The organism is Fuerstiella sp., from assembly GCA_022447225.1.
In the GTDB taxonomy this organism is placed as follows: Bacteria; Planctomycetota; Planctomycetia; order Planctomycetales; family Planctomycetaceae; genus S139-18.
Map to the genome: position 1 here is coordinate 1 of JAKVAZ010000013.1, position 25,816 is coordinate 25,816.

Annotated in this window: 19 protein-coding genes and 1 rRNA gene; 9 read left to right on the forward strand and 11 right to left on the reverse strand. The window is 54.7% G+C overall.

Annotated elements, in window-relative coordinates; translation table 11 throughout:
- From MK110_15145 to MK110_15155, 3 genes are all read left to right on the forward strand, one after another.
- Nucleotides 1-448: ribosomal RNA gene (locus MK110_15145) — 16S ribosomal RNA — on the forward strand; the annotation flags it as partial.
- Nucleotides 449-936: 488 nt separating this feature from the next.
- Entirely contained in the window at nucleotides 937-1,149 is a 213-nt protein-coding gene (locus MK110_15150; protein MCH2212638.1) for a hypothetical protein, read from the forward strand.
- Nucleotides 1,150-1,297: 148 nt separating this feature from the next.
- Nucleotides 1,298-2,665, forward strand: coding sequence for a DEAD/DEAH box helicase (locus MK110_15155; GenBank protein ID MCH2212639.1), 1,368 nt, complete (start codon nucleotides 1,298-1,300; stop codon nucleotides 2,663-2,665).
- 70 nt (nucleotides 2,666-2,735) lie between these two features.
- On the opposite strand, the gene MK110_15160 is transcribed toward MK110_15155, so the two are convergent.
- The 4 genes from MK110_15160 to MK110_15175 all read right to left on the reverse strand — a co-directional run bounded on the left by MK110_15160 (nucleotide 2,736) and on the right by MK110_15175 (nucleotide 8,851).
- Nucleotides 2,736-3,983, reverse strand: a complete 1,248-nt coding sequence (locus MK110_15160; GenBank protein MCH2212640.1) for a 2-oxo acid dehydrogenase subunit E2 — start codon at nucleotides 3,981-3,983, stop codon at nucleotides 2,736-2,738.
- A 2-nt stretch (nucleotides 3,984-3,985) separates the two neighbouring features.
- On the reverse strand, nucleotides 3,986-5,995 hold the full coding sequence (locus MK110_15165; protein ID MCH2212641.1) for a dehydrogenase E1 component subunit alpha/beta: 2,010 nt from the start codon (nucleotides 5,993-5,995) through the stop codon (nucleotides 3,986-3,988).
- On the reverse strand, nucleotides 5,988-6,824 hold the full coding sequence (locus MK110_15170; protein ID MCH2212642.1) for an SDR family oxidoreductase: 837 nt from the start codon (nucleotides 6,822-6,824) through the stop codon (nucleotides 5,988-5,990). The genes MK110_15165 and MK110_15170 overlap by 8 nt, the downstream gene beginning before the upstream one ends.
- A 302-nt stretch (nucleotides 6,825-7,126) precedes the next feature.
- Nucleotides 7,127-8,851 carry a cyclase family protein gene (locus MK110_15175; GenBank protein ID MCH2212643.1) on the reverse strand — a complete coding sequence of 575 codons (1,725 nt, stop codon included), beginning with the start codon at nucleotides 8,849-8,851 and terminating at the stop codon, nucleotides 7,127-7,129.
- A 457-nt stretch (nucleotides 8,852-9,308) separates the two neighbouring features.
- On the opposite strand from MK110_15175, the gene MK110_15180 reads away from it, so the two are divergent.
- Both MK110_15180 and MK110_15185 read left to right on the forward strand, forming a co-directional pair.
- On the forward strand, nucleotides 9,309-10,490 hold the full coding sequence (locus tag MK110_15180) for a VCBS repeat-containing protein (GenBank protein ID MCH2212644.1): 1,182 nt from the start codon (nucleotides 9,309-9,311) through the stop codon (nucleotides 10,488-10,490).
- Nucleotides 10,491-10,493: 3 nt separating this feature from the next.
- Entirely contained in the window at nucleotides 10,494-11,024 is a 531-nt protein-coding gene (locus MK110_15185) for a hypothetical protein (GenBank protein ID MCH2212645.1), read from the forward strand.
- A gap of 133 nt (nucleotides 11,025-11,157) precedes the next feature.
- On the opposite strand, the gene MK110_15190 is transcribed toward MK110_15185, so the two are convergent.
- The gene (locus tag MK110_15190; GenBank protein ID MCH2212646.1) at nucleotides 11,158-12,012 is read right to left on the reverse strand and encodes an SGNH/GDSL hydrolase family protein; all 855 of its coding nucleotides are present in this window, start codon (nucleotides 12,010-12,012) and stop codon (nucleotides 11,158-11,160) included.
- A 293-nt stretch (nucleotides 12,013-12,305) separates the two neighbouring features.
- On the opposite strand from MK110_15190, the gene MK110_15195 reads away from it, so the two are divergent.
- Complete coding sequence (locus MK110_15195) at nucleotides 12,306-13,658, forward strand: DUF1501 domain-containing protein (GenBank protein ID MCH2212647.1); 1,353 nt, start codon at nucleotides 12,306-12,308, stop codon at nucleotides 13,656-13,658.
- Between the two features lie 171 nt (nucleotides 13,659-13,829).
- On the opposite strand, the gene MK110_15200 is transcribed toward MK110_15195, so the two are convergent.
- A complete protein-coding gene (locus MK110_15200; GenBank protein MCH2212648.1) occupies nucleotides 13,830-15,284 on the reverse strand; it encodes a hypothetical protein in 1,455 nt (484 codons plus the stop codon).
- Between the two features lie 371 nt (nucleotides 15,285-15,655).
- Between MK110_15200 and MK110_15205 the strand changes: the two genes are divergently transcribed.
- The 3 genes from MK110_15205 (at nucleotide 15,656) to MK110_15215 (ending at nucleotide 19,392) form a co-directional block, all read left to right on the forward strand.
- Complete coding sequence (locus MK110_15205) at nucleotides 15,656-17,905, forward strand: NADP-dependent isocitrate dehydrogenase (protein MCH2212649.1); 2,250 nt, start codon at nucleotides 15,656-15,658, stop codon at nucleotides 17,903-17,905.
- Entirely contained in the window at nucleotides 17,902-18,579 is a 678-nt protein-coding gene (gene tsaB / locus MK110_15210; GenBank protein MCH2212650.1) for a tRNA (adenosine(37)-N6)-threonylcarbamoyltransferase complex dimerization subunit type 1 TsaB, read from the forward strand. Before MK110_15205 ends, tsaB begins: the two co-directional genes overlap by 4 nt.
- A 120-nt stretch (nucleotides 18,580-18,699) precedes the next feature.
- Complete coding sequence (locus tag MK110_15215) at nucleotides 18,700-19,392, forward strand: response regulator transcription factor (protein MCH2212651.1); 693 nt, start codon at nucleotides 18,700-18,702, stop codon at nucleotides 19,390-19,392.
- Nucleotides 19,393-19,486: 94 nt separating this feature from the next.
- On the opposite strand, the gene MK110_15220 is transcribed toward MK110_15215, so the two are convergent.
- The 5 genes from MK110_15220 to MK110_15240 form a co-directional block, all read right to left on the reverse strand.
- Entirely contained in the window at nucleotides 19,487-20,476 is a 990-nt protein-coding gene (locus MK110_15220) for a malate dehydrogenase (GenBank protein MCH2212652.1), read from the reverse strand.
- A gap of 364 nt (nucleotides 20,477-20,840) precedes the next feature.
- Nucleotides 20,841-21,590, reverse strand: coding sequence for an ABC transporter ATP-binding protein (locus tag MK110_15225; GenBank protein MCH2212653.1), 750 nt, complete (start codon nucleotides 21,588-21,590; stop codon nucleotides 20,841-20,843).
- A 54-nt stretch (nucleotides 21,591-21,644) separates the two neighbouring features.
- On the reverse strand, nucleotides 21,645-23,276 hold the full coding sequence (locus MK110_15230) for an FtsX-like permease family protein (protein ID MCH2212654.1): 1,632 nt from the start codon (nucleotides 23,274-23,276) through the stop codon (nucleotides 21,645-21,647).
- A gap of 388 nt (nucleotides 23,277-23,664) precedes the next feature.
- Nucleotides 23,665-24,459 carry an SDR family oxidoreductase gene (locus tag MK110_15235; protein ID MCH2212655.1) on the reverse strand — a complete coding sequence of 265 codons (795 nt, stop codon included), beginning with the start codon at nucleotides 24,457-24,459 and terminating at the stop codon, nucleotides 23,665-23,667.
- Nucleotides 24,460-24,594: 135 nt separating this feature from the next.
- The gene (locus MK110_15240; GenBank protein MCH2212656.1) at nucleotides 24,595-25,365 is read right to left on the reverse strand and encodes a hypothetical protein; all 771 of its coding nucleotides are present in this window, start codon (nucleotides 25,363-25,365) and stop codon (nucleotides 24,595-24,597) included.
- Nucleotides 25,366-25,816 lie beyond the last annotated feature (451 nt).

Below are 25,816 nucleotides of genomic sequence, written 5' to 3' on the forward strand. Positions count from 1 at the left end.
CTTAACGAGCGCAACCCTTGTCCTTAGTTGCCAGCACTTCGGGTGGGGACTCTAAGGAGACTGCCGGTGTTAAACCGGAGGAAGGCGGGGACGACGTCAAGTCATCATGGCCTTTATGTCCAGGGCTGCACACGTCCTACAATGCAACATACAAAGGGCAGCGAACCCGTAAGGGTAAGCAAATCTCAAAAAGTGTTGCTCAGTTCGGATTGCAGGCTGCAACTCGCCTGCATGAAGCTGGAATCGCTAGTAATCGCAGGTCAGCTATACTGCGGTGAATATGTTCCTGAGCCTTGTACACACCGCCCGTCAAGCCACGAAAGCGGGGGGCGCCTAAAGTCACTGAGCTATCTCTTCGGAGGGGCAGGTGCCTAGGGCGAACTTCGTGATTGGGACTAAGTCGTAACAAGGTAGCCGTAGGGGAACCTGCGGCTGGATCACCTCCTTTCTAAGGATGACTAATGGGAGGCAGATTAGACGTTTCTTTCGAGGGGCGTTTGGCTGTCAGACCATCCAAACCAGCAGTTTCGGGATTGATTGATTACCTGCTTTCAATCTGCCGAAACTCACAACTTCAGATCTCAACCTGTTGCTATATGCAAAGCCGGTGGACGGTTAATACTGTCCATCGGCTTTTGCATGCGCAACGGCGAAATTTGGGGAGTGCCATGAGCGTTGCAGTTAGCAGGTTGCCGGCGAGCCCCAAAAAGTGTGTGTTGGTGTCGGCAGGTCGGGTGCGTCAGGATTCCCTTTTGTCTGTGGAATATTTTTTGAGAGACAGCAGGAACTGGATTCGTGGTTGTTTCAGAACTGTTTCACCAGGGGAAGCCGTAGCCAAACCACGGTTCAGTGTTTAAGGCTGACCTTGACATTGGTGACCGTTTACGGTTTAGCATGCAGGTTTGGTGGTACAGCCATTCGATATTTTCAGGTGCGATGACCGGAATCACGGATTTCGTTCTTAATCAGGTCGGACCAGTTTCTGTGTTAGGACTTAGTCAAATCGATAGATTGTTCTCTCGCAACCTGGATAACCTGGATTTTGGTGGTGCCCGGCGGCAGCAGGTCTACGACTCTGACGGCGACTTCCATAAAAATGGGGTCAATGTCCACGTTACGCCGGTTCAGGACTTCAAAAAGGAAACGTGAATGAATCGTCACACAACACAGGAGTCAGGGGCCCATCACCAGCCAAGCCATGGACCTCGTTGTTCCATCAGATGACGATGATTTTTGTGGCTGAGCCACTTTGCCATCATGTTCAACATTTCGATCTACCAGAGGCAACCCTTCTTCCGTGCCAGATTTCAAACAATTCAAGCTGATTGCTCCGCTGGAACGGGCTATCGAGGAAGAGGGCTATGTGACTCCAACGCCCATTCAGGAACAAACGCTTCCCGCTGCACTGGAAGGGCACGATATTCTTGGGTGTGCTCAGACAGGTACCGGGAAGACGGCAGCATTTCTGTTGCCAATTCTGGATTACCTGGCGGACCAGGATTTCAAACCGGTCGCCAGACGTCCGCTGGTACTGGTTCTGGCGCCCACGCGTGAACTGGCGATTCAGATTGGTGAGAGCTGCACAACATACGGGCGTTATGTTGATGTGAAGCAGTCGCTGATTTACGGAGGAGTCGGACAGAGCGGGCAGGTGAAAGCTGTTCAGCGGGGCGTCCAGATTGTGATCGCGACACCTGGCCGTCTACTTGATCTGATGCAACAGGAACATATCCATCTGAATCGTTTGCAAATCTTTGTGCTCGATGAAGCGGACCGCATGCTGGACATGGGATTTCTGCCGGACCTGAAGCGAATCATCAGATCATTACCGATCCGCAGACAGTCGATGTTTTTCTCTGCGACAATGCCTCAAAGCATCAGCAGGCTGGCAGAGAAGCTGCTGCATCATCCTGTCAGGGTAAAAATCAACGCTGAGCAAACTAATGTGGAACTTATTGACCAGCGAGTGATTTTCGTCTCGCATCGTCAAAAGAAACCACTGCTTGCCGTGTTGCTGAAGGCGAATGACGTTGGTCAGGCGATCGTATTCACCCGGACCAAACGTGGTGCCAACTATGTGGCCGAATATCTGCGTCGGGACCACATTGAAGCTGTGGCGATTCACGGGAACAAATCACAAAATGCTCGCCAACAGGCGCTCACAGCGTTTCGTGCCGACAAAGTCCGGGTGCTTGTCGCTACAGATCTTGCCGCACGTGGCATTGATGTTGAGGGAATTACTCACATCATCAACTTCGAAATTCCGGTTGAACCGGAAAGCTACGTTCATCGGATTGGGCGAACCGGACGAGCCGGTGCGCACGGTATAGCGATTTCGTTGTGCAGTCCGGATGAAGAAGGTCGTCTGAAGAGTATTGAGCGACTCATCGGATTCAAACTGCTTGAGGATGGTCGGACACCCGACCCATTGCCCGAATCTGACGCGAAAAACAAATCGGATGGTGGTACTTCACCGCCGGGCAATCGCAATCGCAACCGCCGCCGACGGAGACCTCGAACACGAAGTCCTGTCGCGAATGTCCGGAGTGACAGTGATTCCGGGGCAACAGAGTCAACGACAGCAGACAGTTCCCGGAAGAAAACCAGGGGCAAGGGGCGTCGAGGGCGACGGCGGCGTCCGAACGATGGTGCGGATGTAAAGTAGCAGTTGCTCCATCTGCCAGGCTGTTTTGACATTGACCCGGATGGTCACTGATGAAAATCCGACAGAGCAGTTAGCCCTGATTGACTGCCTGTCGTGGATTTTGCAACAGTTTTGACAGTGTCTGCAGCCAGCGTGCGGCGGGTGCGCCATCAATGACGCGATGATCAAATGTCAGACTCAGTCCCATTGTTTCACCAGCCACGATGTTATTGCCGCTTACCACCGGTTCACGAACGATGCGTCCGATACCAAGGATTGCCGCCTGGGGCAGATTAAGAATAGGGGTGAAAAAATCGACGTCAAACATACCAAGACTGGTGACGGTGAACGTACCGCCCTGCAAATGGCTTTGCGACAGCGTTCCTTTGCGAGCCTGTTCCACCAGTGACAGTGACTGGCGGGTGATTTCTGGCAGTGTAAGAGAACTGGCGTGGTTGAGGACCGGAACCACCAGGCCCTCCTTCGTATCGACAGCAATTCCAATGTTGATGTCGTCATAAACAAACACACCCTCGTTGTACCAGCACGCGTTGAGTTCAGGGCATTCTTTCAACGCTGTGGCTGCCAGCCCGACAACGATGTCTGTGTAACCAGGAATCACAGAAATGCCGGCATTGGATTTCAGCGCACTGCGAAACGCCACAATCCCGGCAGCATTCAGCTTTGTGGTGAGTGTCACCGGGGCCGCCTGTCGCATTGCCGCAGTCATACGTTCCGCGACCGCTCTGCGGATCTTTGAAGCCGGGTGATGAGTTCCGGGCGACGCGGGAGAAAATTCAGCCGACCGATGCGCACGATCGATATTGCTCCTGCCAATTATATCTCGCTCGCGAACCCGCCCGTTACGACCTGTTCCGCGAACACCAGTCCAGTCAATGCCCAGTGCCTGCGCTGTGCGACGAGCTCTCGGTGATGCGATCCTTCCGGCCCGTTTTCTGCTGTCGGAGACAATATTCTGTTTACTGACGGCTTCAGCAGTTACTGAAACGTTGGCCGGGCTCACCGGTGTTTTTTCTTCACCGGAAATGTCGGGTGATGAAACGGTGGACTGAAGCGAGGTCGGAGGAGCATCTCCATCGGCCAGCAAATAGCCGATCAGTTGTCCAACCACCACGGTATCTCCTGGCTGTGGAGCATCCGGGGGAAGGTGAAGTGTTCCGGAATCGAATGTCTCAATTTCGTGAATAGCCTTCTCTCCTTCCAGTTCGAAGACCATGTCTCCCGCTGCGACAAATTCGCCCGATTTTTTTAACCAGCTGCCAAAGGTCCCCTCGTCCATCGACCAGCCAAGACGCGGCACTGTGATTTCGACAGGCATGGTTACTCTTCCAGCAAATTCTGCAAAGTCGCAACAATTTTATCGACGTTGGGTACGACCGCCTGCTCCAGGGTCGGAGCATAAGGTGTCGGTGTGAAGGCTCCGTTGAGTCGTTTGATCGGAGCATCCAGGTCATCGAAGCCGGAGTCGGCAACATGGGCCACGATTTCGGATGCAACACTGCACGGCTGAAACGCTTCGTCGACAACCAGTAACCGACCGGTTTTTGCTACGGACCGCAGAATCGTTTCTGTGTCCAGCGGTGAAACGGTTCTTGGATCGATAACTTCAACTGAAATACCGTTGTTTTCAAGCTGTTCCGCCGCGTTAAGGGCATGCTGCACCATCAGTGAAACGGCCACAATCGTGGCATCGGTTCCCTCACGCACAACGGCCGCCTGTCCAAACGGAATTTCATAGTCTGTTTCCGGCACAGGACCTTTTGTGGCCATTAATTCCCGGTGTTCGAGGAACAAAACGGGATCGTTGCAGCGGAGCGCGTGAGCGAAAAGTCCTTTTGCGTCGTAGGGAGTTGACGGCATGACAACTCGCAGACCGGGAATGTGCGAATAGATCGAATGATACAGTCCGGAATGGTGTGTGGCGGCCGAATGCCCGATACCGCCACAGCCGCGGAGCAAAATCGGCATCTTCAGACGACCGCTGCTCATGTACTGCATTTTGGCGATCTGATTGATCACTTCGCCGAACGCATCATTAATGAAGTCAATGAACATGAAGTCGATGATCGGGCGGGTTCCGGTCATCGCAGCGCCACAGCCCAGTCCCACGAATCCACGTTCGCAAATAGGAGTATCACAAAGCCGCTCCGCTCCGTACTTGTCGAACAGTCCGGTTGTCGTGGCAAAATTACCACCACGTGCTCCAATCCCTTCGCCCATCACCCAGATGGCCGGATTGACTTTCATTTCCTGTTCCAGGACCTCGTGTGTTGCCGCCGTATAACTCAGGATGCGTTCGCCGGGAGCTGGTGGGCCCGGCGGGTTCGGTCGGGAATCTTCAAAATAGACATGTGTCGTGGCCGTGGCTGCATCAGGCCAGGCGGCCGTATCTGCGGATGTGGCTGCATCGGCCACCCGAGTTTTGATTTCTTCATCGATATCTGTCAGTTGCTGTTCTTTTGCCAGATCATTCGACTGAACATGTTCTGCAAACCTGCGGATGGGGCAGCGTTCTTTCCATTTGGCAACGTCCTCACGAGTCCGATAAGTGAAATCGCCCATTCCTTCAGCGTGAGCTCGTGTCCGGTAGGTCCTGCATTCAATGAGTGTCGCTCCCCCGCCGGACCGGGCACGCTCGACGGCCTCCTGAGCTGCCTGATAAACGGCCACGAGATCATTACCGTCCACCTCACTGCCGGGCAGGCCATAGTTTGCAGCTCGTCGTCCGACATCAGGAATACCACTGGAGTATTCGAAGGCAACCTCCGTGGCGAACTGATTGTTCTCGCACACAAAGACAACGGGCAGATTCCAGATGCTGGCCATGTTGAGACCTTCATGGAATGCGCCATTGTTGACGGCTCCATCCCCAAAAAATGCCACGGCGACTCTGTCCTGCTGCAGGATTTTGAAACTGTAACCGCCGCCGCACGCCTGCAGGATACACGGACCGACAATCCCGCTGGTTCCCATCAGACCTATCTCGGGTGCAAACAGATGCATACTGCCGCCTCGTCCGTACGAAACGCCGGTACTGCGACCAAAAAGTTCTGCAATCAGTTTTTCTGGTTCCAGACCCTTGGCCAGTGCATGGCCGTGACCGCGGTGTGTACTGAACACCACGTCCTCATGATTCAGGTGAGCGCAGATTCCGGTGGCAATCGCTTCTTCACCAACATAGGTGTGACACGCGCCGAGTACGGTTCCTCGCTGGTGACACCGCGCCAGGTGTTCCTCGGTTTGCCGAATTGTCTGCATTGTTCGATAGAGCGACAGTGCTGTTTCGTGATCGAGACTTACAGATGATTCAGATGCTGTGCTGTTACTCATGTGTCTCTCCGCGAAACGACTGTATGACGCTGTGTTCATGACCCGGTGTTCCGCCGGCGTTCATTGCCATATTGCCGCCATCCATGGGAATGATGGCACCGGTGATCCACTCTGATGCATCGGAGGCGAGCAGCGCTGCCAGGCCCATGATGTCCCTCGGTCGTCCGAGTCGTCCCACCGGTATGCCTTTGAGGAATCGGGTTTCAAGTGTGGGGTCATCTTCCATGCGAACTTTCAGGCTGGGATTGGTTACCTGGGCAGGTGTCACACAATTGACGCGCACACCGCGATGGCTCCATTCGGTGCTGAGTTCCCGCGTCATCTGAATTACGGCTCCCATTGCCATGCTGTACGCAATATGACCTCGGCCGAGTGCGGTGGAACTTGCCAGCGAACCAATGTTCATGATGGAACCGCTTCCCTGATCCAGCATGCGACGTCCGGCTTCCCGACACATGACAAACCGACCAACGACCAGGTTCTGCAGCACTTTGAGCAGGTCGGGGACCTGGAGATCTTCCGGTTTCACCAGGTGACCGTCACCTGCGATGTTTCCCAGAAAGTCAACACGACCGAATCTGGAGTCTACCTGCTGAAACAGTTCTGCAATTGCTTCCGGGTCAGAGGTGTTGGTTCCGGAAACGAACGCGTTTCGGCCCATCGACCGAATTTGTGCGGCGGTTGCTTCCGCTCCGTCGACATTTCGATCAACCAGTGTGACGTCGGCGCCGCACTGAGCCACAGCAATGGCTGTCGCCTGTCCGAGCCCCTGGGCTGCGCCCGAAACCACTGCGACTTTACCATCAAGGTTAAACAGTGGATGTGTCATTGATCGTGTGGCAGTTTGTTTATGCGGGTTTAGTTTTATTTGATTCTTGGCAATCGTAGCAAACCAGTGACGGGTCAGCGCTTCCAGGCGGCGGGAGAGTCATGAATCGATGTGATTGCCGAATCGTCTCTGTCACTGCTGGCCAGGCCGTACGGTTTTCAAATATCGTTTTCCTCACGGAACCTCACTGCGCCCGTTCCGTCAACGCAGAGAACGTCAAAAAAACGGATACGGATTCCGGTACCGGATCATTTTTTGCGACGGCCGACAGGAGATTTGCCGGTGAGTTACCAGCAGCATTGTCAGTACAAAACAATCGCCCGTCCGGGACCTCCGTGACAGTCCCGGACTTTCACAGCAGCGAACAGGAAATATGGGTTGCTGTCAGGGATGTTACCGGCGTTGTGCAGGAATTCGACGCCCACCATTTCCCGGCTGCCCAGGGTCCAGTAAGTCATGAGTGCCTGCCTGGGATCAACGCCGCCCAGATTGGGAGCGTCGGTCGCAACACAGCGGATTTTCTTTTGTTTGAGGTACAGAATTGCATCCGGGCCGGGCGCAGGCCAGCCTTCGGAATTTCCGCTGAGGGGGTCCAGCCACAGTGCCCGATCAGCCGGATGGGGTGTGAGATGAGTATCGATGTGTCCGGTGTGAAAAATGACCACGTCGCCTGGGTTTAGTGAGCCGTGTTTCTTTTCAAATGCCTGGATATGACGGGGCGTAATTTCGGGTGAAGCAGGCCACTGCTGACGTTCGGTTGTACCAACGAGCGATCGTACGTCGATCACTCGTGCCTCACCGCAGGTCCAGGAAAGCGGAACCTTCTCCGTGGTCATCGAACTGGTGCCGCGTTTGCCGTACTTGGTCTCGAATTCCTCCAGCCAGCCCCGAACTTCCGGGGCATATGCGGGCTGCTCATCCGCTGTTGGCAGAGTATACGAGGGCGGTACCAGGTGTGTGCCGGCCATCGAATCCATCAGATGCCCGTGGTGCCAGAAGTCCAGGTATTCAATAAACAGAAAATTGATCTGCAGATAGGTTTGCCGGTGATCTCCCGTGGTGAAGCCGGGTGACGTTACAGGAGTGTCGGTTGAGAGTGTGGGGGAAAGATCAATGGCACGCTTGTTGGTGCAGGACGCAATCAGTCGTTTTGGCAAATCGCCTCCCACAATCGAAAATGCCCGACCTTCGCCATAGGCTCCGTCTTTGTGTTTCGGACCAAGCAGACAATAGAAGGCCCCGGTAGGAGGTATTGCTCCCAGGTTGGTTGCTCCTTCGGTCCAGATCATGCCGTATTTCAGTCCGGCGTAATGAGTCGGCTCACCCAGCGTTGGGAGCGGCCCCATGCTCGCGCTGTCGGTGCCCAGCGTCATCACACGTCGTTTTGCCAGGAATTCCATACAGTCCGGGTCCGGGTCCGGATATCCGGGCGCTTTACGTTCCAGAATGTCTGTGATGTAACGGTGACCCTCCGGAAACGGACGGTAGTAGCGGTCTGAATAATCACTGCGGAACAGGACAACATCGCCGAAGTGCAGTCTGCGATGTCTCTGTTCGAATCGTTTGACATGTCGGGCGGTGACCAGCGGGCTGACACCATTCGATTCCTGATCCAGCAGGTCGCGCACATCGACCACACAGGCTTCCCCTCCAAACTGCCAGGCTTCGATCCGATCCGTATACGCCAGACCATATGGTCCGGATTTTTCACGATTCAGCTCCGGCCTTGCCACCGAATGTGGCGGCACATCCAGCTGGGTTGCTGTGTTTCCGTCGATCAACAGTACGTCGACGTTGTAGGCGGAATCGAGTCCGAGGCGACGTTGATGTGTAATTTGAAAACGAGGGAATGGATACGACGGCCAGGTGCAGGGGTATTCCGGGGCCACCAACAGCGAATGATCCACAAATCGTGGTTCGTCGGCAGTCGCAGTAGCCGGATTAATCATTGCGCAGGCTGGTATCAGCAGACAGGCACAAAAAGTACGCGTTATAACACTGTGGCTTTTGTGAGTGTCGAATTGCATGGATTGGTCCTTGCTTCTGCGGGGAGCCCAAACGTACAGCCAAGTTTCACCCAGGATCTGTCATTTCACAATATCATGAATCATGGCCGTAATCACAATCGACGAATCACAGAACGTCTTACAGCTATGATCTGATGATTTGTTAAGGATCATGTCCCCTGTGTCTGACAACAAGAAGTGAATCGAGACCACTGTCCACCGGTGACACGAGCGAATCATCCTGCGTTCATTCGTGCGTCGTGATGCCTCAATCCTGTAAAATTGCCTTTGATTGACACATAAAAAGAAGATCGGGGCCTCTGGACACCTGTGTCGATTGCACGATACTGCAGTGGCGACGTTCGAAGCCATCACATTTGTCAGATGCACTTTGGTTGTGCCCGACTGGTGGTCGGTGATTCTTCGGACGTACCGTATCCGGGTGTCTGTTGAAAATTCGAAGAGAATGGTTTTTGAAATGCAGCCGCGGTCTCACCTTCTCCTGAATCACTGTTCCCTGTTCATTGCCATTGCTGCTGCAGTGGCACTAATACCGTCAGCGACAGCAGGCGATCCGGTCCAGTGGCAAAAGCACATTGTGATGGACCAGGGACACTGCAATACCGCAGTCGCACTGGATGTCAACGGAGACAAACCTCTTGATGTGATTACCAGTGTCAACGGGAAAGTCAGTCTGTTCATCGGGCCTGGCTGGCAGAAGGAGGTAGTTCTGCATCGGTTCTTCGGCGGAGGCACGTGTATTCACAGCACAGTCATCGATGCCGACGGTGACGGCGATCTGGACTGGGCCGGCGCCCTGGCCAGTGGTCATCCGTTTTGGCTTGAGAATCCAGGAAAAAACAAGGCGCTGCAGGGAGCGTGGACACCTGGAGTGATCGATCCCGATATCACTGCCATTCACTGTCTGACAACGGCGGACATCGATAATGACGGGCGCGATGATTTGATTATCAACAATTTTGACCCGCAACAGGGAATTGGAGATTCCATGGCGTGGTTCAGCGTTCCCCGTAATCTTCGAACGGCAAAGCACTGGAACCGCCACGTCTTTGCTGACCGTGACGCCCGCGGCGGCAGTCACTATATGGGCGCTGGTGACATCGACGGAGACGGGTGGAAGGAGATTGCTGTTGGAGCCAAGGGCCAGCCGTTTGCCGACGGCAACTGGTTTGGCTACTGGAAAAACCCGGGCGCTGAGCGGGTAAACGATGCCTGGGAGAAAGTCGTTCTGGCTGATAAACAAACCGGGGCCACCAATATACTGCCGGCCGACGTCAATGGCGACGGCCGGGTTGACTGGCTGGCCTCACGCGGCCACGGAATCGGCGTCCTTTGGTTTGAAAATCCGACCTGGAAAATGCACGAGATCGATACGGATCTTGAATTCCCTCATGATCTGACCGTTGCCGATCATGATCAGGACGGTGACCCTGATGCTGCCGCCTGCGGTTACGGCAGTGAGCGTGTCATGTGGTATGAAAATGACGGTACGGGAGGTTTCACTGCTCACACGCTCGACAGTGGTCAGCAAAGTTACGATCTGAGATCGATCGACATGGACCGCGACGGCGATCTGGATCTGCTCAATGCGGGGCGGGCGACGGCCAATGTTGTCTGGTACGAGAACCCACTGAAGTGAGTCGTGCGAGTCAGGCTGATCATAGAAGCCGGATTGAGAGGCAGCGGAATGGCGACAACAGACGACAACGAAGTGTTTCAGCGGATCAAGCAGTTTCTGGACACTGCGGAAGTTAGTTACGAGATGAGGGAACATGCGCCCACATTTACTTCCGCACAATCTGCGGCCGCCCGGGGAGAAGATTTGAGTACCGGAGCAAAAGCCCTGCTCATCAAATGCGACGGCGATTTTCGACTTTTCGTGATTCCGGCCGACCGAACGCTGGATTCAAAGGCGGCTAAGAAATCTCTGGGTATCAGAAAGATGCGCTTTGCAACAAAGGAGGAGTTATTGGACAAGACCGGCCTTGTTCCCGGCGCTGTTCCGCCGTTTGGCGAGCCGGTGCTTCCGTTTCCGCTGCACATCGACCAACAACTGAATCAAAACGAGCGCGTTGCCTTCAACGCGGGAATGCTGACTCGTTCAATCATTATTTCCGGTGCCGATTACGCTCGTGTGGCCGGGGGGCGCACCGGAACATTTGCCACTTCGTGACAGGGGCCGACTGCACACACTGATTAGTGTATGAACTTTCCTGTTAAAGCAGCCCGTTGAGGTCTGTTTGCGGACCGCGTTTCATTGCGGGCAGGCAGGCGCGAACGGTGATTTCCCTAACCCTGTCCGTTCGTCAGTTTTCCACGCTGCGTCTGAGCACGGATTCGTCTCGCCACGGTGGAATATGTTTCTCAAGTTCCCGGGTTTCACGTGCGAGTCCCGAACAATTTGAGGCCAGTACTTCAAAAACCTTATTGGCCACAATCCGATGACCCAGATCATTGGCATGCACGGCGTCGTGATGGACCAGCCAGTTTGCGTTGCCATAAGCTGAAAGCAGATCGACAAACAAACAGTCTTTATTAGCTGCCACCTGCGATGTGACCTCGTTGAACACATGAAACTGCTGCAGTGTGGCTTTGTTCCAGTGCGGCCCAAACTGATCGAAGGCCGTCATGTAGTAGGGGCCGAGCAGTACGATCAGTGGTTGAATCCTGGTGCGAACGTGATCGATCAGTTTTCGCATGTTCTCCGCAAACCGGTCAGGCTGCGTGCCGCCGCGGGCGTCGTTGAGTCCGTATGAGACCACGAGCAGGTCGGGTTTGTGCCGGATCACGTGCTGATCAAGTCTTTCCAGTGCGGCCGGTTTTCCGCTGTGTTCATACGAAGGACTCTGCGTGGAGATCACATTTGCACCGATCCCGACATTGACCAGCTGGACGGGGATGCGCTGGAAGTCGTTAATAAGATCAGGCAGCAGATGAGCCCAGGCACGTTCTCTGTGACTCGCCCATCCGCCGGCTGTTGTGCTTTCGCCAAGCGTTACCAGCGTTCGAAATTCTTTATTCCACCAGTCTCGTTTGCCGGCGGGGTCAGTCGTGTCGGCTGTCTTCGGTGCCTGACCGACCGACGATTCGATCAGGCCTGCTGTTACAGCCCCGGCGGTTGCAGTGGATGTAATGATTTTTCGCCGTGAAACTCCGGTCATCGCGATTGTCTCTGTTTCGACTCAGGGGGCACCAAAGAATATCACGTGAGTTTATACCGGTTCCCGGTTTTTGACGAATGACCTGTCGGGTCGTTCGTCTGTGTGATGTTGCGTTTGCTGCAGCTGTTTTCTTAGGCAACGTGCAGTGGTGAAGGCGTTGCCGGCTGTATGAAATCGGTGTTGCCGACAACTGAGTGCTATCGCACGGAACTGTCGTCCGTATTGAATCAGGCTCGGTGCAATGTTCTAATGTGCTTTCAAGCCTGTCACTCCGGCCGAAAGTCTGCGCGACCATGTTTCATCGTCGTGAAGTTCTGCAAATCGGATACTCTTCCTTCTTCGGGCTCGGCCTGTCCGGTGTCCTGGAGTGTCAGGCGGCAGCGGCTTCCGGGGTGCGACGTGCCAAATCTGTCGTCCTGATTTATCTGACGGGAGGCGGCAGCCACATCGACATGTTCGATCCAAAGCCGAAGGCGTCTGAGGTCAAAGGCGAATACGACTCGATTGCAACCACGCTTTCCGGTGTGCTGTTTTCGGAAAAAATGCCCGGGCTGGCGAAACGAACGGACAGGCTGGCGATTGTTCGTTCGATGTCTCACGGTGACAATCGACACCTGTCGAGTTCACACAATGCACTGACCGGAGCCGTCCAGCCGTTTCGTGGATCATCGAACCAGGAAAAAACGCTGAACCGAGCCGACTGGCCTTCATTTGGGGCGACTGCTTCACGGCTGCGACCTCGAAGTGACGGACTGCCGAGTCAGGTCACGCTGCCAAATTCACTGATCGAAGGTCCTTTGGTCTGGCCAGGCCAGCATGCCGGTTTTCTTGGTCCCCGACATGATCCGCTGGTGTTGCAGGGCGATCCCAACAGTGAAAATTATCAAGTGCGAGGTCTTTCGCTCATCGAAGGTATGAGTGCGGTGCGACTCGATCGGCGACGCCTGCTTCTGGACAAAATCAACCGCCAGTGCCACTCGCTCGATCAGTCGCAGCAGGCGATCCGATTCGGCGGCGAACGGGAACGAGCCTTTTCGATGCTGACATCACCGGGTCTTCGGGGGGCGCTTGATATTAACGCGGAATCTGCCGCGACCCGGGATCGTTACGGTCGGCATCAATATGGTCAGACGCTGCTGATGGCGCGGCGGCTGGTTGAACTGGAAATGCCGGTGATCCAGTGCAACATGGGGCACGTCCAGATGTGGGATACACATGTCAATCATTTCCCCAGACTGAAGACGATGCTGCCTGCACTGGATAACGGCTTCAGTGCACTGCTTGATGATCTGGAACAGCGCGGACTGCTGGATCAGACACTGTTGGTCTGTGTGGGCGAATTTGGTCGCACGCCGACCATTTCGCCACTTCCGGGACAAACCGTACCGGGACGGCATCACTGGGCCTCTGTGTATACGGCTGTCTTTGCCGGCGGTGGTGTTCGGGGTGGACAGGTCATCGGTCAGTCCGATCGTATCGGCGGTTCTCCGCTGACGTCCCCTTTCCATCCCAATGACATTGGTGCCACGATTTACAATGCTCTGGGGATCAATCCGCATCAGACGATCATCGATCGCTTTGATCGTCCACGTCATCTTAACCTGGGAAACGCGATGGATGTCCTGTACACCGGGGCTGTGGTCTAGCGGTTAGTTGCTCACAAAGAAGACCGGACCGAAGGCCATGTTTCGAAACGATCGTCGGATCAGGGAGGTGATGCTTCCAAAACAGCGGTTGCCCCGGTTCGTTTTGACACCAACAGGCCCGCAGTCGTACAGCACCTGGCGTGCGGCTGAGCATTTCGGATCCCCGACCGGTCAGTCGGAGTGGAAGCGGACTGAATAAAGGTCGGCATCTTTCATTTCAAAACGCAAACGAATGGTCTGACCGGCCAGGTTGCTTACGTCGCTGCTGCCACGCCATGACACCACCCGTTCAATTTCATCGCCGATGATCTCCTGGCAGTCACTCAACCGGAAGCCCGGCAGGGCCTGGCCGGCATTGTTCTGGATTTCAACGCGGATTCCTCCGGCAGCGGATGAGGCATAGTTGATTACCAGTTGTCTGCCAGAGAAGGTTAGGGGCTTGGTCGTCATTTGGCCGCCGCGATAGGGGGCCCAAACCGAGGCAAAGCCATCGGTCCGCAGCGTCAGACGTTCAATATGGGCCGTGGGCTGGCCATAGTGTCGTTTCACATACAGGGACATTTCCGTTTTACCGGTTGGGACGACACCACGTGCCAGATAATTTGACCGGGCGACCCAGTCCTGCAGATCCTGGCCAGGACGAAGGAACGATTCCAGGAATGTTCGTTCAAAACGCCGGCCCCCCCGGCTGCTCAGCAGTACGCAGTCCGAGAGTGCCGCACGCAGATTCAGGTAATCGTCAAGGCCAGGCAGGTTGAGCTGTTGTTCCTGAGCGTCCGTCAGTGCCCGGCGGCGGGGCATAAAGCGGGCCGCCATTCCCAGGTAAATATGTGGGGCGCGAAAGTACGGTTCGGTCTGGTTGGTGTAGATATGTTCAGCCGGTGCATCACCAAAGTCCGCTTCTACGGCCGGTTGCCAGTTAAGAAAATCCAGTGATGTGGAGCGTGAGACCCAGCGTATTCCGTCTTTCATTGTCCGGAAGTAGCAGACATAGCACTGTTCACTTTGCGACCAGAAGGCGTTGTTCTGCGAGTCGAATGTGCCTGCGGTAATGATTGGTTCGTCCCTCAGCTTCTTCCAGCGCAAACCGTCTGCCGACACATAGGCAAACAATCCAGCAGGGGGGAGCCCTCCAATCGCTTTATAGCGTTCCGCGGCCGGCGCGTCGGGCCGTCGGTCGATGAAGGGAGCAAAGTTGACGGCATCGTGACCGACATCAGTCAGGATCACGTTGTTATTCTTCGTACCGAACACGCGGTGAAATCCAAGATTTGGCCGGGTCCAGCTAATCCCGTCATTACTCTCTGCATAACAACCGACCTCCTGTGACCGGGGTGTTCGGACGCGAGGTGCCCGACCGCGGTAGTACATTTTGTACTTTCCCTGATCGAGGATTACGGTGATGTAGGCTCCCATCATCGGTTCCCAGGGGCGGTCCATCTTCAGCGCCACACCGGCACGTTGTGGATGGTGCAGTCTAAGCCGGGTGCCATTGAGTTGATCGATGAGAAAGTGATCGACGAACAGTTCCCGGCGTGAACCGATTTCAAGCGTCTCGACGGTGAATGCAAACGGAGCGAACCCAATCGTGATCAATCCGAAAAAAATCCAGTGGACGTATCGCATCGTCGATTCGACCTTCGGTGAGTGAAAAGGGAAGTTTTGCGCCGGAGTGAAATCACCGGCGTTTCCGCAGGGAAACGGATCCGATAACCACCGTTGGATGTTACCGGGCAGTTTGACCCCGATTCGAACGCCACGGCTGCAGAAAGATGTGTCGATACTGTTCCGGCCGGAGCACTAATTTACTCCACAGGCCGGGTGTATGGAATGAACTCCTTTGCGTTGACCTGTTCGGTGAGTGGCTGCCGTCACAATCCATGGGCAACAGAATGGAGTCAGCCTCTTCATTTGTTTGAGCAGCAGCGGGCTGTTAATGTTTACTGAAATTTGACCGATTGAACACGGGTGCCTACAGCGGAACATCAGCGAATTCTATGTCAGTCCCGACAGCAAAAATCATCTACACACTCACTGACGAAGCGCCAGCTTTGGCGACCGCGTCACTGTTACCGATTATTCGCGCTTACACATCAACGTCCGGTATTGAAGTGGAGCTCAAAGATATTTCACTTGCCGGACGAATCATTGCCGCGTTTCCGGAGAATCTTAAAGAGGAACAGCGACAGACCGACGCTCTGGAGCAGCTGGGTGTGCTGGTAAAGCAGCCAGGGGCCAATGTAATCAAGCTGCCCAACATCAGTGCATCCATACCTCAGCTTACGGCTGCGATCAGTGAGCTTCAGCAGGACGGTTACAATATTCCGGACTTTCCGTCTCAGCCGCAGTCCGATACAGAGAGAGACATTCGGACCCGTTACGCGAAGGTCCTTGGAAGTGCTGTGAATCCCGTTCTTCGGGAAGGAAATTCAGACCGTCGGGTTGCCGCGCCCGTAAAGAAACACGCTCAGAGCCGTCCCCATTCCATGGGAGAATGGAGTAGCGATTCAAAGTCACATGTGTCACACATGGATCAGGGGGATTTTTTCGGAAGTGAGCAGTCCTGTGTGCTGGCCGATGCCGGCGGCGTGAAAATGCTTCACACTGATTCCACAGGTCATGTGACGGAGCTTCGGGACCAGGTTGGTCTGGAGGCCGGTGATGTGATTGATGCCTCGGTGATGAGCTGCCAGGCGTTGCGGGAGTTCCTAGCGAACTCCATTAAAGATGCCAAAGAACAGAATGTGCTGTTCTCACTGCACCTCAAGGCCACCATGATGAAGGTGTCCGATCCGATTATTTTTGGTCACGCGGTCAGTGTGTTCTTTGAAGATGTATTCGAAAAACACGGATCAACACTGAATGAACTGGGCTTCAAACCGGCAAACGGCGTGGGAAATCTGTACGCTCGTTTGGGCCAGTTACCTGAGGATCAAAAGTCCGCTATTCTCGCCGACATAGAGGCTGTTTATAAAGAACGGCCGCAGATGGCGATGGTCAATTCCGACAAAGGGATTACGAATCTGCATGTTCCGAGTGACGTGATCATTGATGCGTCAATGCCGGCGGCCATTCGAACTTCGGGCCGCATGTGGGGGCCGGATGGTGAGTTGCATGACACAAAATTCGTGATACCGGATCGTTCCTATGTGGGTGTGTATGAAGAAGTGATCAATTTTTGCCGGGAACACGGGGCTTTTGATGTAGCCACCATGGGGAATGTCTCCAACGTAGGACTGATGGCTCAAAAAGCCGAAGAGTACGGATCTCACGATAAAACATTTGAAATTGCTGCCGCCGGCACGGTGCAGGTTGTGGACGACGCCGGCACAACGCTGATGAAGCACACTGTCGCCGCAGGCGATATCTGGCGAATGTGCCGGACGAAAGATGCTCCGATTCGAGACTGGGTGAGGCTGGCTGTCAGTCGGGCCCGGGCAACCGGGGCTACCACGGTCTTCTGGCTGAATCCAGGTCGGGCTCACGATCGAAATTTGATTGCGCTGGTTAAAAAATATCTGAAAGATCATGACACCGGCGGACTTGATATTCAAATTCTGTCACCTGTCAAAGCGACTCGTCTTTCCTGCGAGCGAGCCAAAGCGGGGCTGGATACAATTTCTGTGACGGGAAACGTGCTGAGGGATTATTTGACGGACCTGTTTCCGATACTGGAGTTAGGGACCAGTTCCCGCATGCTCTCGATTGTGCCTTTGCTTGCAGGAGGCGGCTTGTTCGAAACGGGTGCCGGCGGGTCGGCACCGAAGCACGTCCAGCAATTCAGTGAAGAGGGCCACCTGCGCTGGGATTCACTGGGTGAGTTTCTGGCGCTGGCGGTTTCACTGGAGGATCTGGCGGAAAAAACGGAGAACGCCAAACTCTCTGTGGTGGCCAAAGCGCTTGATACTGCCACAGACAAATTTCTGAAAAACAACCGTTCCCCGTCGCGCAAAGTCCACGAACTCGACACGCGGGGAAGTCATTTTTACCTGGCGCTGTACTGGGCTCAGGCCTTGGCGGAGCAGGGCGATCACCTCGAACTGCAGCAGGAATTCAAAGCACTGGCAGAATCGTTAAGCAACAGCGAACAGACCATTATGGATGAGTTGAATTCTGTTCAGGGTCTGCCTCAGGATATCGGCGGGTACTATTCGCCCGACAGTGAACAGGTGCAGCGAGCCATGCGACCAAGCCTCACACTGAATGCTGCACTTGCCGCGCTGCTTCCCACAGAACAACCTGCGTGATAATTCTTGCCATAGAAACATCGGGACTGGATGCATCTGTTGCCCTGGCGGATACAGGCCGGCTTGTCGAAGAGAATGTTCTGGACACTGCCGGACGTCGTAGTGCGCGACTGCTGGTGCCGGCGGTTGACGAGATGCTTCGGCAGGCCTGTTTGCGGCCGGCACAGGTCGATGTGGTTGCCGTGAGTGTGGGACCGGGGAGTTTTACCGGTCTGCGCGTCGGAGTTGTGTTTGCCAAGACATTCGCATGGATCAATCAAACAAAACTGGTCGCGGTAGACACGCTGCAGGCAATTGCTCAACGTGCTTCACCGACCGACAGAACGGTCACTGTTATCGCTGATGCCCAGCGCGGGGATGTCTTCGTCAATTCATATCGGGGACAGGAAACCGTTCAGCCGCTGGGAACGGTACGGATAGAAAGTCTGGAAAGTATTCTGGAAACACAGCAAGGGCAGGCTGATGGTCTGCTCACAGGACCGGGAGTTGACAGGTTCAGTGACCGGATTGCCGAATCCGTTCCGGTTGTCGCACCTGATTGTCGATCACCTCGGGCATCGGCTTTGTTTCCACTGGCGTCTGAAAGGATTGATCAGCAAAGCTGGTCGGACCCGGACACGCTCGAGCCGGTGTATTTGCGGCGCAGCTACGCGGAAGAAAAGCGGGACACATGACGGCAGTGGACGTGTGGACGGACCAGAGGGCAGTTAACCATTGAGCCGGCAGTGACTGAGTGTCGTCCGTCGCAAAATTGCGGACAGGAAAAAAGTTTCGCTCCGGCAAAGAGCAACATTATGAAAGTTCTTGTCGCCGAAGATGATCGCCACACACGTGAGGGGCTGGTGGAGGTCCTGCAGTCTGAGGGGTACGATGTTGTTTCGGCCGCAGACGGAATAACGGCGATAAGACTGTTCAGGGATTCTACGCCGGATTTCGTGTGTCTGGACATCATGATGCCGGGGGCCAGCGGATACGAAGTGTGTAAATCAATCCGGGAGAATTCACCGGACCTGCCGATTATTTTCATCAGCGCCAAAGCCGAAGAGATTGACCGGCTGGTTGGATTTGAACTTGGAGCAGATGATTTTATCATCAAACCATTCAGTGTGCGGGAAGTCGTGGCACGTGTGCGTGCGGTGTCTCGCCGCTGTTATGCCCGGCAGGACTCCCCACCCGAGGAATTTACGATTGATGATCTGCTGGTGATTCCGGCGGAGCTGCGAGCTCGCCGGGGAGACAGCATTGTGGAACTGAGTCCCCGTGACGTGAAGTTGTTACAGCTTCTTCACGAGAACGTCGGTAAAGCGCTCGATCGTAACACGTTGTTTCGTCAGGCCTGGGGAGAAGATTACCTCCCCAGCAGCCGCACGCTGGATCAGCATATTTCACAGCTTCGCAAGCGTGTCGAAGTCGATCCCAAACATCCACGAATCATCAGAACGGTTCACGGGGTTGGCTATCGATATGACAGACAGTCGTCACCCTAACGGTTCAGAGCGGACCTGCAGTGTTCAGCATTGCAATACGTCCGGATTCTGCTGGTTCACCAACACACAGTCTTCGTTTGACAAAAGGGCTGCTTCAGTTCAATAGATCCTTAACGGTATCTCGTTCTTCACGAAGTTCGGCGATGGTTGCGTCGATTTTGGTCTGGGCAAATTCATTGTGGACCAGACCCTGTTCGATGGACCATTGGCTGCCGTTACTGGTGAGCGGGAAGCTGCTGATTAGGCCTTCGTCCACACCGTAGCTGCCGTCACTACAGACGGCCGCACTGAATGTTTCACCTGCCGTTGTGGCCCCCGAAATGGCTTTCACGCTGTCGATGATCGCGTTTGCTGCTGAGGCCGCACTGGAGGCCCCTCGGGCTTCGATGATTGCTGCCCCGCGTTTTTGTACCGTACTAATGAAGTCGCCCTGCAGCCAGGCTTCATCACTGATGGCATCCGCCGCAGGCTGGCCGTTGATTTTTGCATTATAAAAATCCGGATACTGGGTTGCCGAGTGATTGCCCCAGATGGTCATATTGGAAACCGCCGCCACCGGCTGACCCGATTTCTGAGCCAACTGGGAGACGGCGCGGTTCTGGTCCAGCATCGTCATGGCGTACCACCGGTCGTTGGGAACGTTGGGGGCGTTATTCATCGCGATCAGGCAGTTGGTGTTGCAGGGATTTCCAATCACCAGCACGCGAACGTCGGTGGCGGCCGCATTGGAAATCGCTTTGCCGGTACTGGTGAAAATGGGTCCGTTGGTTCTGATCAGGTCACCGCGTTCCATGCCTTTTTTGCGAGGCACACTGCCCACACACAGGACATAGTTGCAATCGCCGAACCCGTCTTCCAGATGATCGCTGTCGGCCTTGACCACACCGGCCAAAGTTGGAAACGCGCAATCGTCCAGTTCCATGTGCACGCCGTCCAGTGCCGACATCACGGGCGGAACTTCAACCAGGTGCAGAATCACGGGCTGATCCGGACCAAACACCTGACCCGATGCGATACGAAAAACGAGCGAATAACCAATCTGACCGGCAGCACCAGTGACAGCAACTCGAATGGGAGACGACATAGATTCAACTTTCTTTTCGTGCAGCCTCTGAATTCAGGCAGGCCGTTTGTCCGTTGCTTACGATGCCCCTGTTGCATCCGGACGACAAATCCCGACCATTCAGCAACCAGCCGAATGATTCCGGCAACATTTCCGAATTGTAGCGTTGGCGCCTCAGGTCTGCCAAATAGGCCTGGCTTTCCCCACAGGCAGGAATGCCGCTTTTCCACAATCCTGCTGTCAGCCTCACTGCAAAGCAACCTGGTCCGGTATCATGACCTGAAGCGGGTCATCAGCAATACTGTCTGCCGCGCCGGTACGCCGAATCTTGTTCTGTTCAGACTGCCCTGTGTCTCTTCGAAAAGTCACGCGAGGGTTCCCGGATTCACATCGCCGCACCGACACCCACGTTGGCGACTGTTGCTTTTTCGATACGACCTTCTTTAAGTCGTACGATGCGGTGTGCCTGACCGGCGATTGCTTCGTCGTGAGTCACCATCACAATCGTCAGCCTGGTTTCTTCGTTCAGATTTTTTAGCAGAGCCATGATCTCCTGACCGGTTTCGGCGTCCAGATTGCCGGTGGGTTCGTCTGCAAGCAGGATTCGAGGCCGGGTGATCAGTGCTCTTGCAATGGCTCCTCGCTGGAGTTCACCGCCGGAGAGCTGTGACGGTCGATGTTTCGTGCGGTGTTCCAGACCGACCTGTGCCAGCATTTCCTGTGCCTGCTGTTTGATGCTCCTGCGGTGTTTCCAGTAGTTCCACAGCGAGTATCGAATCATGAGGGGGGCCATTACGTTCTCAAGCAGTGAGAGTTCCGGCAGCAGATGGTAGAACTGGAAGATGAACCCGAAGACACGATTGCGCAACAGGTCACGAGCCTTTTCATTCAGGTTGTCGATACGCCTGCCTTCGTAGAGGACTTCGCCGACGTCCGGGGCATCCAGCAGGCCCAGCACATGCAGCATTGTGCTCTTGCCTGATCCACTCTGGCCGATCACTGAAATGAATTCCCCTTCAGACGCCGAAATGCCGGCGCCACGCAGGACCCGCACTTCATGCTGCCCGGTTTTGTATGTTTTCTGGATGGCTTTGGCGCTGATCAGTGGTGTGGTCATTTTAATGGTTTGCGACATGAGTGAGATTCCGTCGACAATGAGAGTGGAAAACGACTGAGCTGATAGACATCTTTAGTCGAATCGCAGGGCCCTCACGGGATGGAGTCGGGACGCTCGGCGTGCCGGCAATACACTGGCCAGTACAGCAATACCAATTGCACCGACAGCCACCCAGAACACCATCATTGGGCTGACCTGTGTCGGAATACTCGAAAAGTAATAAATGTCCCGATCAAAAACTCTTCGTCCGGTCAGCCAGCTAAGTCCGGCTTCAATCTGATTGATGTGATGCACAAACACCAGCCCCATCGTGACACCGGCCAGGCTGCCGACCAGTCCGAGACCCAGGCCATAAGACAGGAAGATCGACATGACACCCTGCGAACTGGCACCCAATGACTTGAGGATTCCGATGTCACGCGTTTTCTCAACAACGATCATGAAGAAAATCGCCAGGATGCCGAATCCTGCCACGGTGATGATCAGAAACAGCAGTACGTTCAGGATCGCGGTTTCCATTTCCACCGCTGACAGCAGCAGGCCCTGCTTGGACTCCCAGGTTCGGACAGTCACCATTCCTGGAGGAAATACGGCTTTGAGTCGTCGGACAACCGTTTCGGAATCAGCGTAGTCTTTGAGTTTGATTTGAATCGATGTAACGGCATCACCTGCGATATTGCCGTTTTCGTCAAGTGTCAGCATGCCGCGATTCTTCTGCAGTTCTTCCAGATTCATCAGTACGAGCTGGCTGTCGTATTCGCTCATGCCGCTGCGGAAAACATCACAGATTGTGGCCTCAAAGCTGACGGGCTTTGGTGGTCGACCCCGGGTTACCGTGGTCAAGGTCACGTCTTCGCCGGGCTGAAGCATCATGACTTTTTCGAGGTTCCCGGTCTCCGGATTACGAACCTGATAGCTGACCAGCTCTTCACCTATGTAGATACGAGCGTCCTGTGGTTCCTTGCGAATGCCGGAGGCCACATCATCGAAGGCGACGTCTTCAAAATCTTCAAAAGGATTTTGGTCATCAAATGGAGAAGCAGCCTGGCTGTCGGTGGTTGCTGGTTCGTCGAAATCAGGTTCCTGGAGTGTTTCTGATTCTGTCGCATCCGCGACAATGGAATGCTGCGGGCCCGGTTCGGTGAGGCCTGAGGTTTCAAGGAGTCCCTGATTGCGCAGCAGGGATTCTCTCTGCTGCATAATGGCCCGCCGCCGTTCGGCGGCATCGCCGGTGAGCTCCCAGCCGACCGGTACATCGCGGGAACGAAGAGCAGGTCGAGCGCTGCCGTGTTCTGTCCCTGGGTTGTAACTGGCGAGACAGTCCAGCAGTGGGCCGACTCTGGCTTTCTCCGATGGCACAATTCCAATAATCGTCACGGGGGTTGTGTACGTCTCGCCTCTGATGTCCATCGACACCACACCTGGCATCTCAACGGTGCACGTTGCCGCTTCCACATGCTCCCCGACAGCATCATCAACCCGCTTCAGCAGATCTGCGGAGTCCGGAATCCCGTCTGCATTGCGCGATTCAATCAGAACATCGGCAAGATAACCGTGGATTCGATCTCGCATTTCAGTCGTGAAACCGGCCATCACGCTGTTCACGACGATCATCGTGGCCACGCCCAGCATCACGCTGATAATGCTGGCCAGAGCAATGTAGCGAGTCCGCAGATAACGGATGCAAAGCAGCAATTTGTACATTCGGGCACTCCTTTGCCTGAATCAGATCATTCCCGCAGGGCGCTCGGTTTCCCGCGAATCGAGCGCACTGTAAATTCTGGCAGAATGTGCTGATCGGAGCAATGCGAGGTTGATTTTTGCGTGTAAAAGCCGGCTTTCGGACGTCAGCAGCCCCTCGGAAGTTTCCGTAATGCTCCGGCAGACGTTCGGACAAGCCAAAGGTGGGGAATCACTTGACTGCCTTCAACGTGGCCAGCTCAACTAGGGTCCGTGCAGGCCGCCTTCAGGCGATGTTTTTGAGAACATACCGCCAAATCCGGGTTGTTCACTCCTGCATTGATGGCTGATGCCGGAACCGGGGAAACTAACATTCCCTGCTCACCAGACAAAATCTGTTCTTCCGGTTTTTTTACATGGGATAGGGATCTGCAAACGCAGCGAATGCACCGAGACCCCCGTCGACCTCAAGATCCGCTCCGGTAACGAACGAGGCGTCACCGCTCGCCAGCCATACTACAGCCTGTGCCACTTCATTTGGTCGGCCAATCCGACCGAGTGGATGCCGATTGGCCAGCTCAGCTTCACCTCCCTGAGCTTCAGCACTGGCTTGAACCAGTGGAGTGTCAATTGCTCCGGGGGATACAGACACAACGCGAATGCCTTCGCGTGCGTATTCGACTCCCCATTGTCGCGATTGCAGCACGTTGGCTGCTTTGATCGGACCATAAGCGCCAACACCCCGTGCCGTTCGATGAGCCTGCGCGCTGGCGATATTCACAACAACACCGGATTGTTGTTTTTTCATCACACTCAGGGCGTGCCTGGCGAGCAGGGTGTAACCCGTGAAATTAATTCGAACAATGCGGTCCCAGATTTCGATTGGCAGTTCATCCACCGGTCGATAGGCCTCCACAGGCTGAATCGCCGCGTTGTTGACCAGTACATCCAGACCTCCGTGAGTCTCCACGGCGTGGTCAACGGCTCGTCGACAATCGTCATCCGAACCCACGTCGCCGCGAAGGTATTCCACGCCGTCAGACAAAGGGACATCTGTACAGGGTTCTGCGATATCCAGACAGATGACGATTGCTCCTGATTGAGCAAATGCATCACAAATGGCTTGTCCGATTCCTGAGACGCCTCCACTGACGAGAACTATGCGCCCCTGATTGTCGTAGGTGACTCTGCCCACAGACCTGCCCATCGCGATTGTTTCCCTTAGATTTCGAAACCCGTTAACACCACAAAGCCCGGTAACAGGGCCGAAACTGTGCAGAGAGTCTGCTGTTTCACACGTTTACCGGCTGATGCTGTCATGTGGCAGTCGGGTCACCATGTTTTAATCGTTGCGTGCAAGATAGTCTGCGATGATTTCGTCCGGCGCATCTTCGAAGGCCTGACGACAGCCGTCACAACACACATACCACTTCCTGCCGTTGTGCACCACTGAAATCGTTCCCTGACCGCCGGTGACCACGCATTCCCGCTGATTTCCGGATGTCTGCGCAAGTTTGTATCCCGATCGGGTGTAACCGATTCCGGCGATCCGTCGGAAACTGCCCGTGGAGACGGTCTGTCGCTCGAACAGCATTACCAGACGAATGTCTCTGAGTTGCTCAATGGTGCATCGATAACGTGAGCCGTCCTCTGCGGGTGGAGTAACGAGTCGGATCCTGGCCGGCAATGCAGCGGGAATGTGACCACGGTAGGTCCGGGCAGGCTTTCCATCAATCTGTTGGTGCAGGATCAGCTGTTTGCCGTCAGTCGAAATCGTGAGCGTGAGTCGTGAGAATTGACGACCGTCTTGAGTATCAAACCGGACCGCGGGCTGATTGGCTGAAAAGTCCCAGCGGCAAACGGTTTTTTCCTGCCAGGCGCCTTTTCGCGAACCATGTTTGGGTTGTCCAATGCCACGCCATGATCCGATGACGGAATTGAATGGCTGTAGTCGTCCGGGACGCCCGGTGTTTTTGGTGGAATCTATCACGGATTCCTGTTCGTTTGCTCCGATGGCCAGCGAGGAAATAACTACAGCGGAAATCAGCAGAATTCCACCTGCTGTCACTGACGAAAACAACCACTTCGGGTTGTGACCTGAATATTGAGTCATGTTTTAATCCAGTCGGATGTTATCAGTCGGTTCGATACTGATCCTGCAGTGGATTGACCGCAGATTCGGGAAGTGAGTAAAGATTGGCGACGAATTATTCTCAATCGTTCCGTTCTGTCTGCCGAAATTGTGGCCTGTGTGAAACAGGTCAGTCCGGCTAAATTCCTGAAAATTTTGCGATCCTCTCATGCTGCGACCTGTGTATGGAGTTGGTGTGTGTCCCGTGACCACGACGTTCCTGCCGGTTCGACACAGAGCTTTTCCGTCCGCAGGCGAACAGGTGTTTGGTGCAGATCGCCTGTTTTTTCGGCTCTGTTCCGCCTTGTTCCTTGCCTGTGCCAGATTGACGAACCTGGTTCTCTGCTGTCGGAATCAACCCGTTTACCGGTGCCAGGTGTCGATTGAATCCTGTTATTCAGCTTGCGGCAATTCGTCACAGTGTCGCGTACGG

Bases quoted from the DNA above. Each gene is read 5' to 3' on its own strand.
- MK110_15160 (MCH2212640.1), bottom strand. From the start codon at position 3,983: ATGCCTGTCGAAATCACAGTGCCGCGTCTTGGCTGGTCGATGGACGAG.
- MK110_15195 (MCH2212647.1), top strand. From the start codon at position 12,306: ATGTTTCATCGTCGTGAAGTTCTGCAAATCGGATACTCTTCCTTCTTC.
- MK110_15225 (MCH2212653.1), bottom strand. From the start codon at position 21,590: ATGTCGCAAACCATTAAAATGACCACACCACTGATCAGCGCCAAAGCC.
- MK110_15235 (MCH2212655.1), bottom strand. From the start codon at position 24,459: ATGGGCAGGTCTGTGGGCAGAGTCACCTACGACAATCAGGGGCGCATA.
- MK110_15200 (MCH2212648.1), bottom strand. From the start codon at position 15,284: ATGCGATACGTCCACTGGATTTTTTTCGGATTGATCACGATTGGGTTC.
- MK110_15150 (MCH2212638.1), top strand. From the start codon at position 937: ATGACCGGAATCACGGATTTCGTTCTTAATCAGGTCGGACCAGTTTCT.
- MK110_15215 (MCH2212651.1), top strand. From the start codon at position 18,700: ATGAAAGTTCTTGTCGCCGAAGATGATCGCCACACACGTGAGGGGCTG.
- MK110_15175 (MCH2212643.1), bottom strand. From the start codon at position 8,851: ATGCAATTCGACACTCACAAAAGCCACAGTGTTATAACGCGTACTTTT.
- MK110_15170 (MCH2212642.1), bottom strand. From the start codon at position 6,824: ATGACACATCCACTGTTTAACCTTGATGGTAAAGTCGCAGTGGTTTCG.
- MK110_15165 (MCH2212641.1), bottom strand. From the start codon at position 5,995: ATGAGTAACAGCACAGCATCTGAATCATCTGTAAGTCTCGATCACGAA.
- MK110_15190 (MCH2212646.1), bottom strand. From the start codon at position 12,012: ATGACCGGAGTTTCACGGCGAAAAATCATTACATCCACTGCAACCGCC.
- MK110_15230 (MCH2212654.1), bottom strand. From the start codon at position 23,276: ATGTACAAATTGCTGCTTTGCATCCGTTATCTGCGGACTCGCTACATT.
- MK110_15240 (MCH2212656.1), bottom strand. From the start codon at position 25,365: ATGACTCAATATTCAGGTCACAACCCGAAGTGGTTGTTTTCGTCAGTG.
- MK110_15180 (MCH2212644.1), top strand. From the start codon at position 9,309: ATGCAGCCGCGGTCTCACCTTCTCCTGAATCACTGTTCCCTGTTCATT.
- MK110_15220 (MCH2212652.1), bottom strand. From the start codon at position 20,476: ATGTCGTCTCCCATTCGAGTTGCTGTCACTGGTGCTGCCGGTCAGATT.
- MK110_15205 (MCH2212649.1), top strand. From the start codon at position 15,656: ATGTCAGTCCCGACAGCAAAAATCATCTACACACTCACTGACGAAGCG.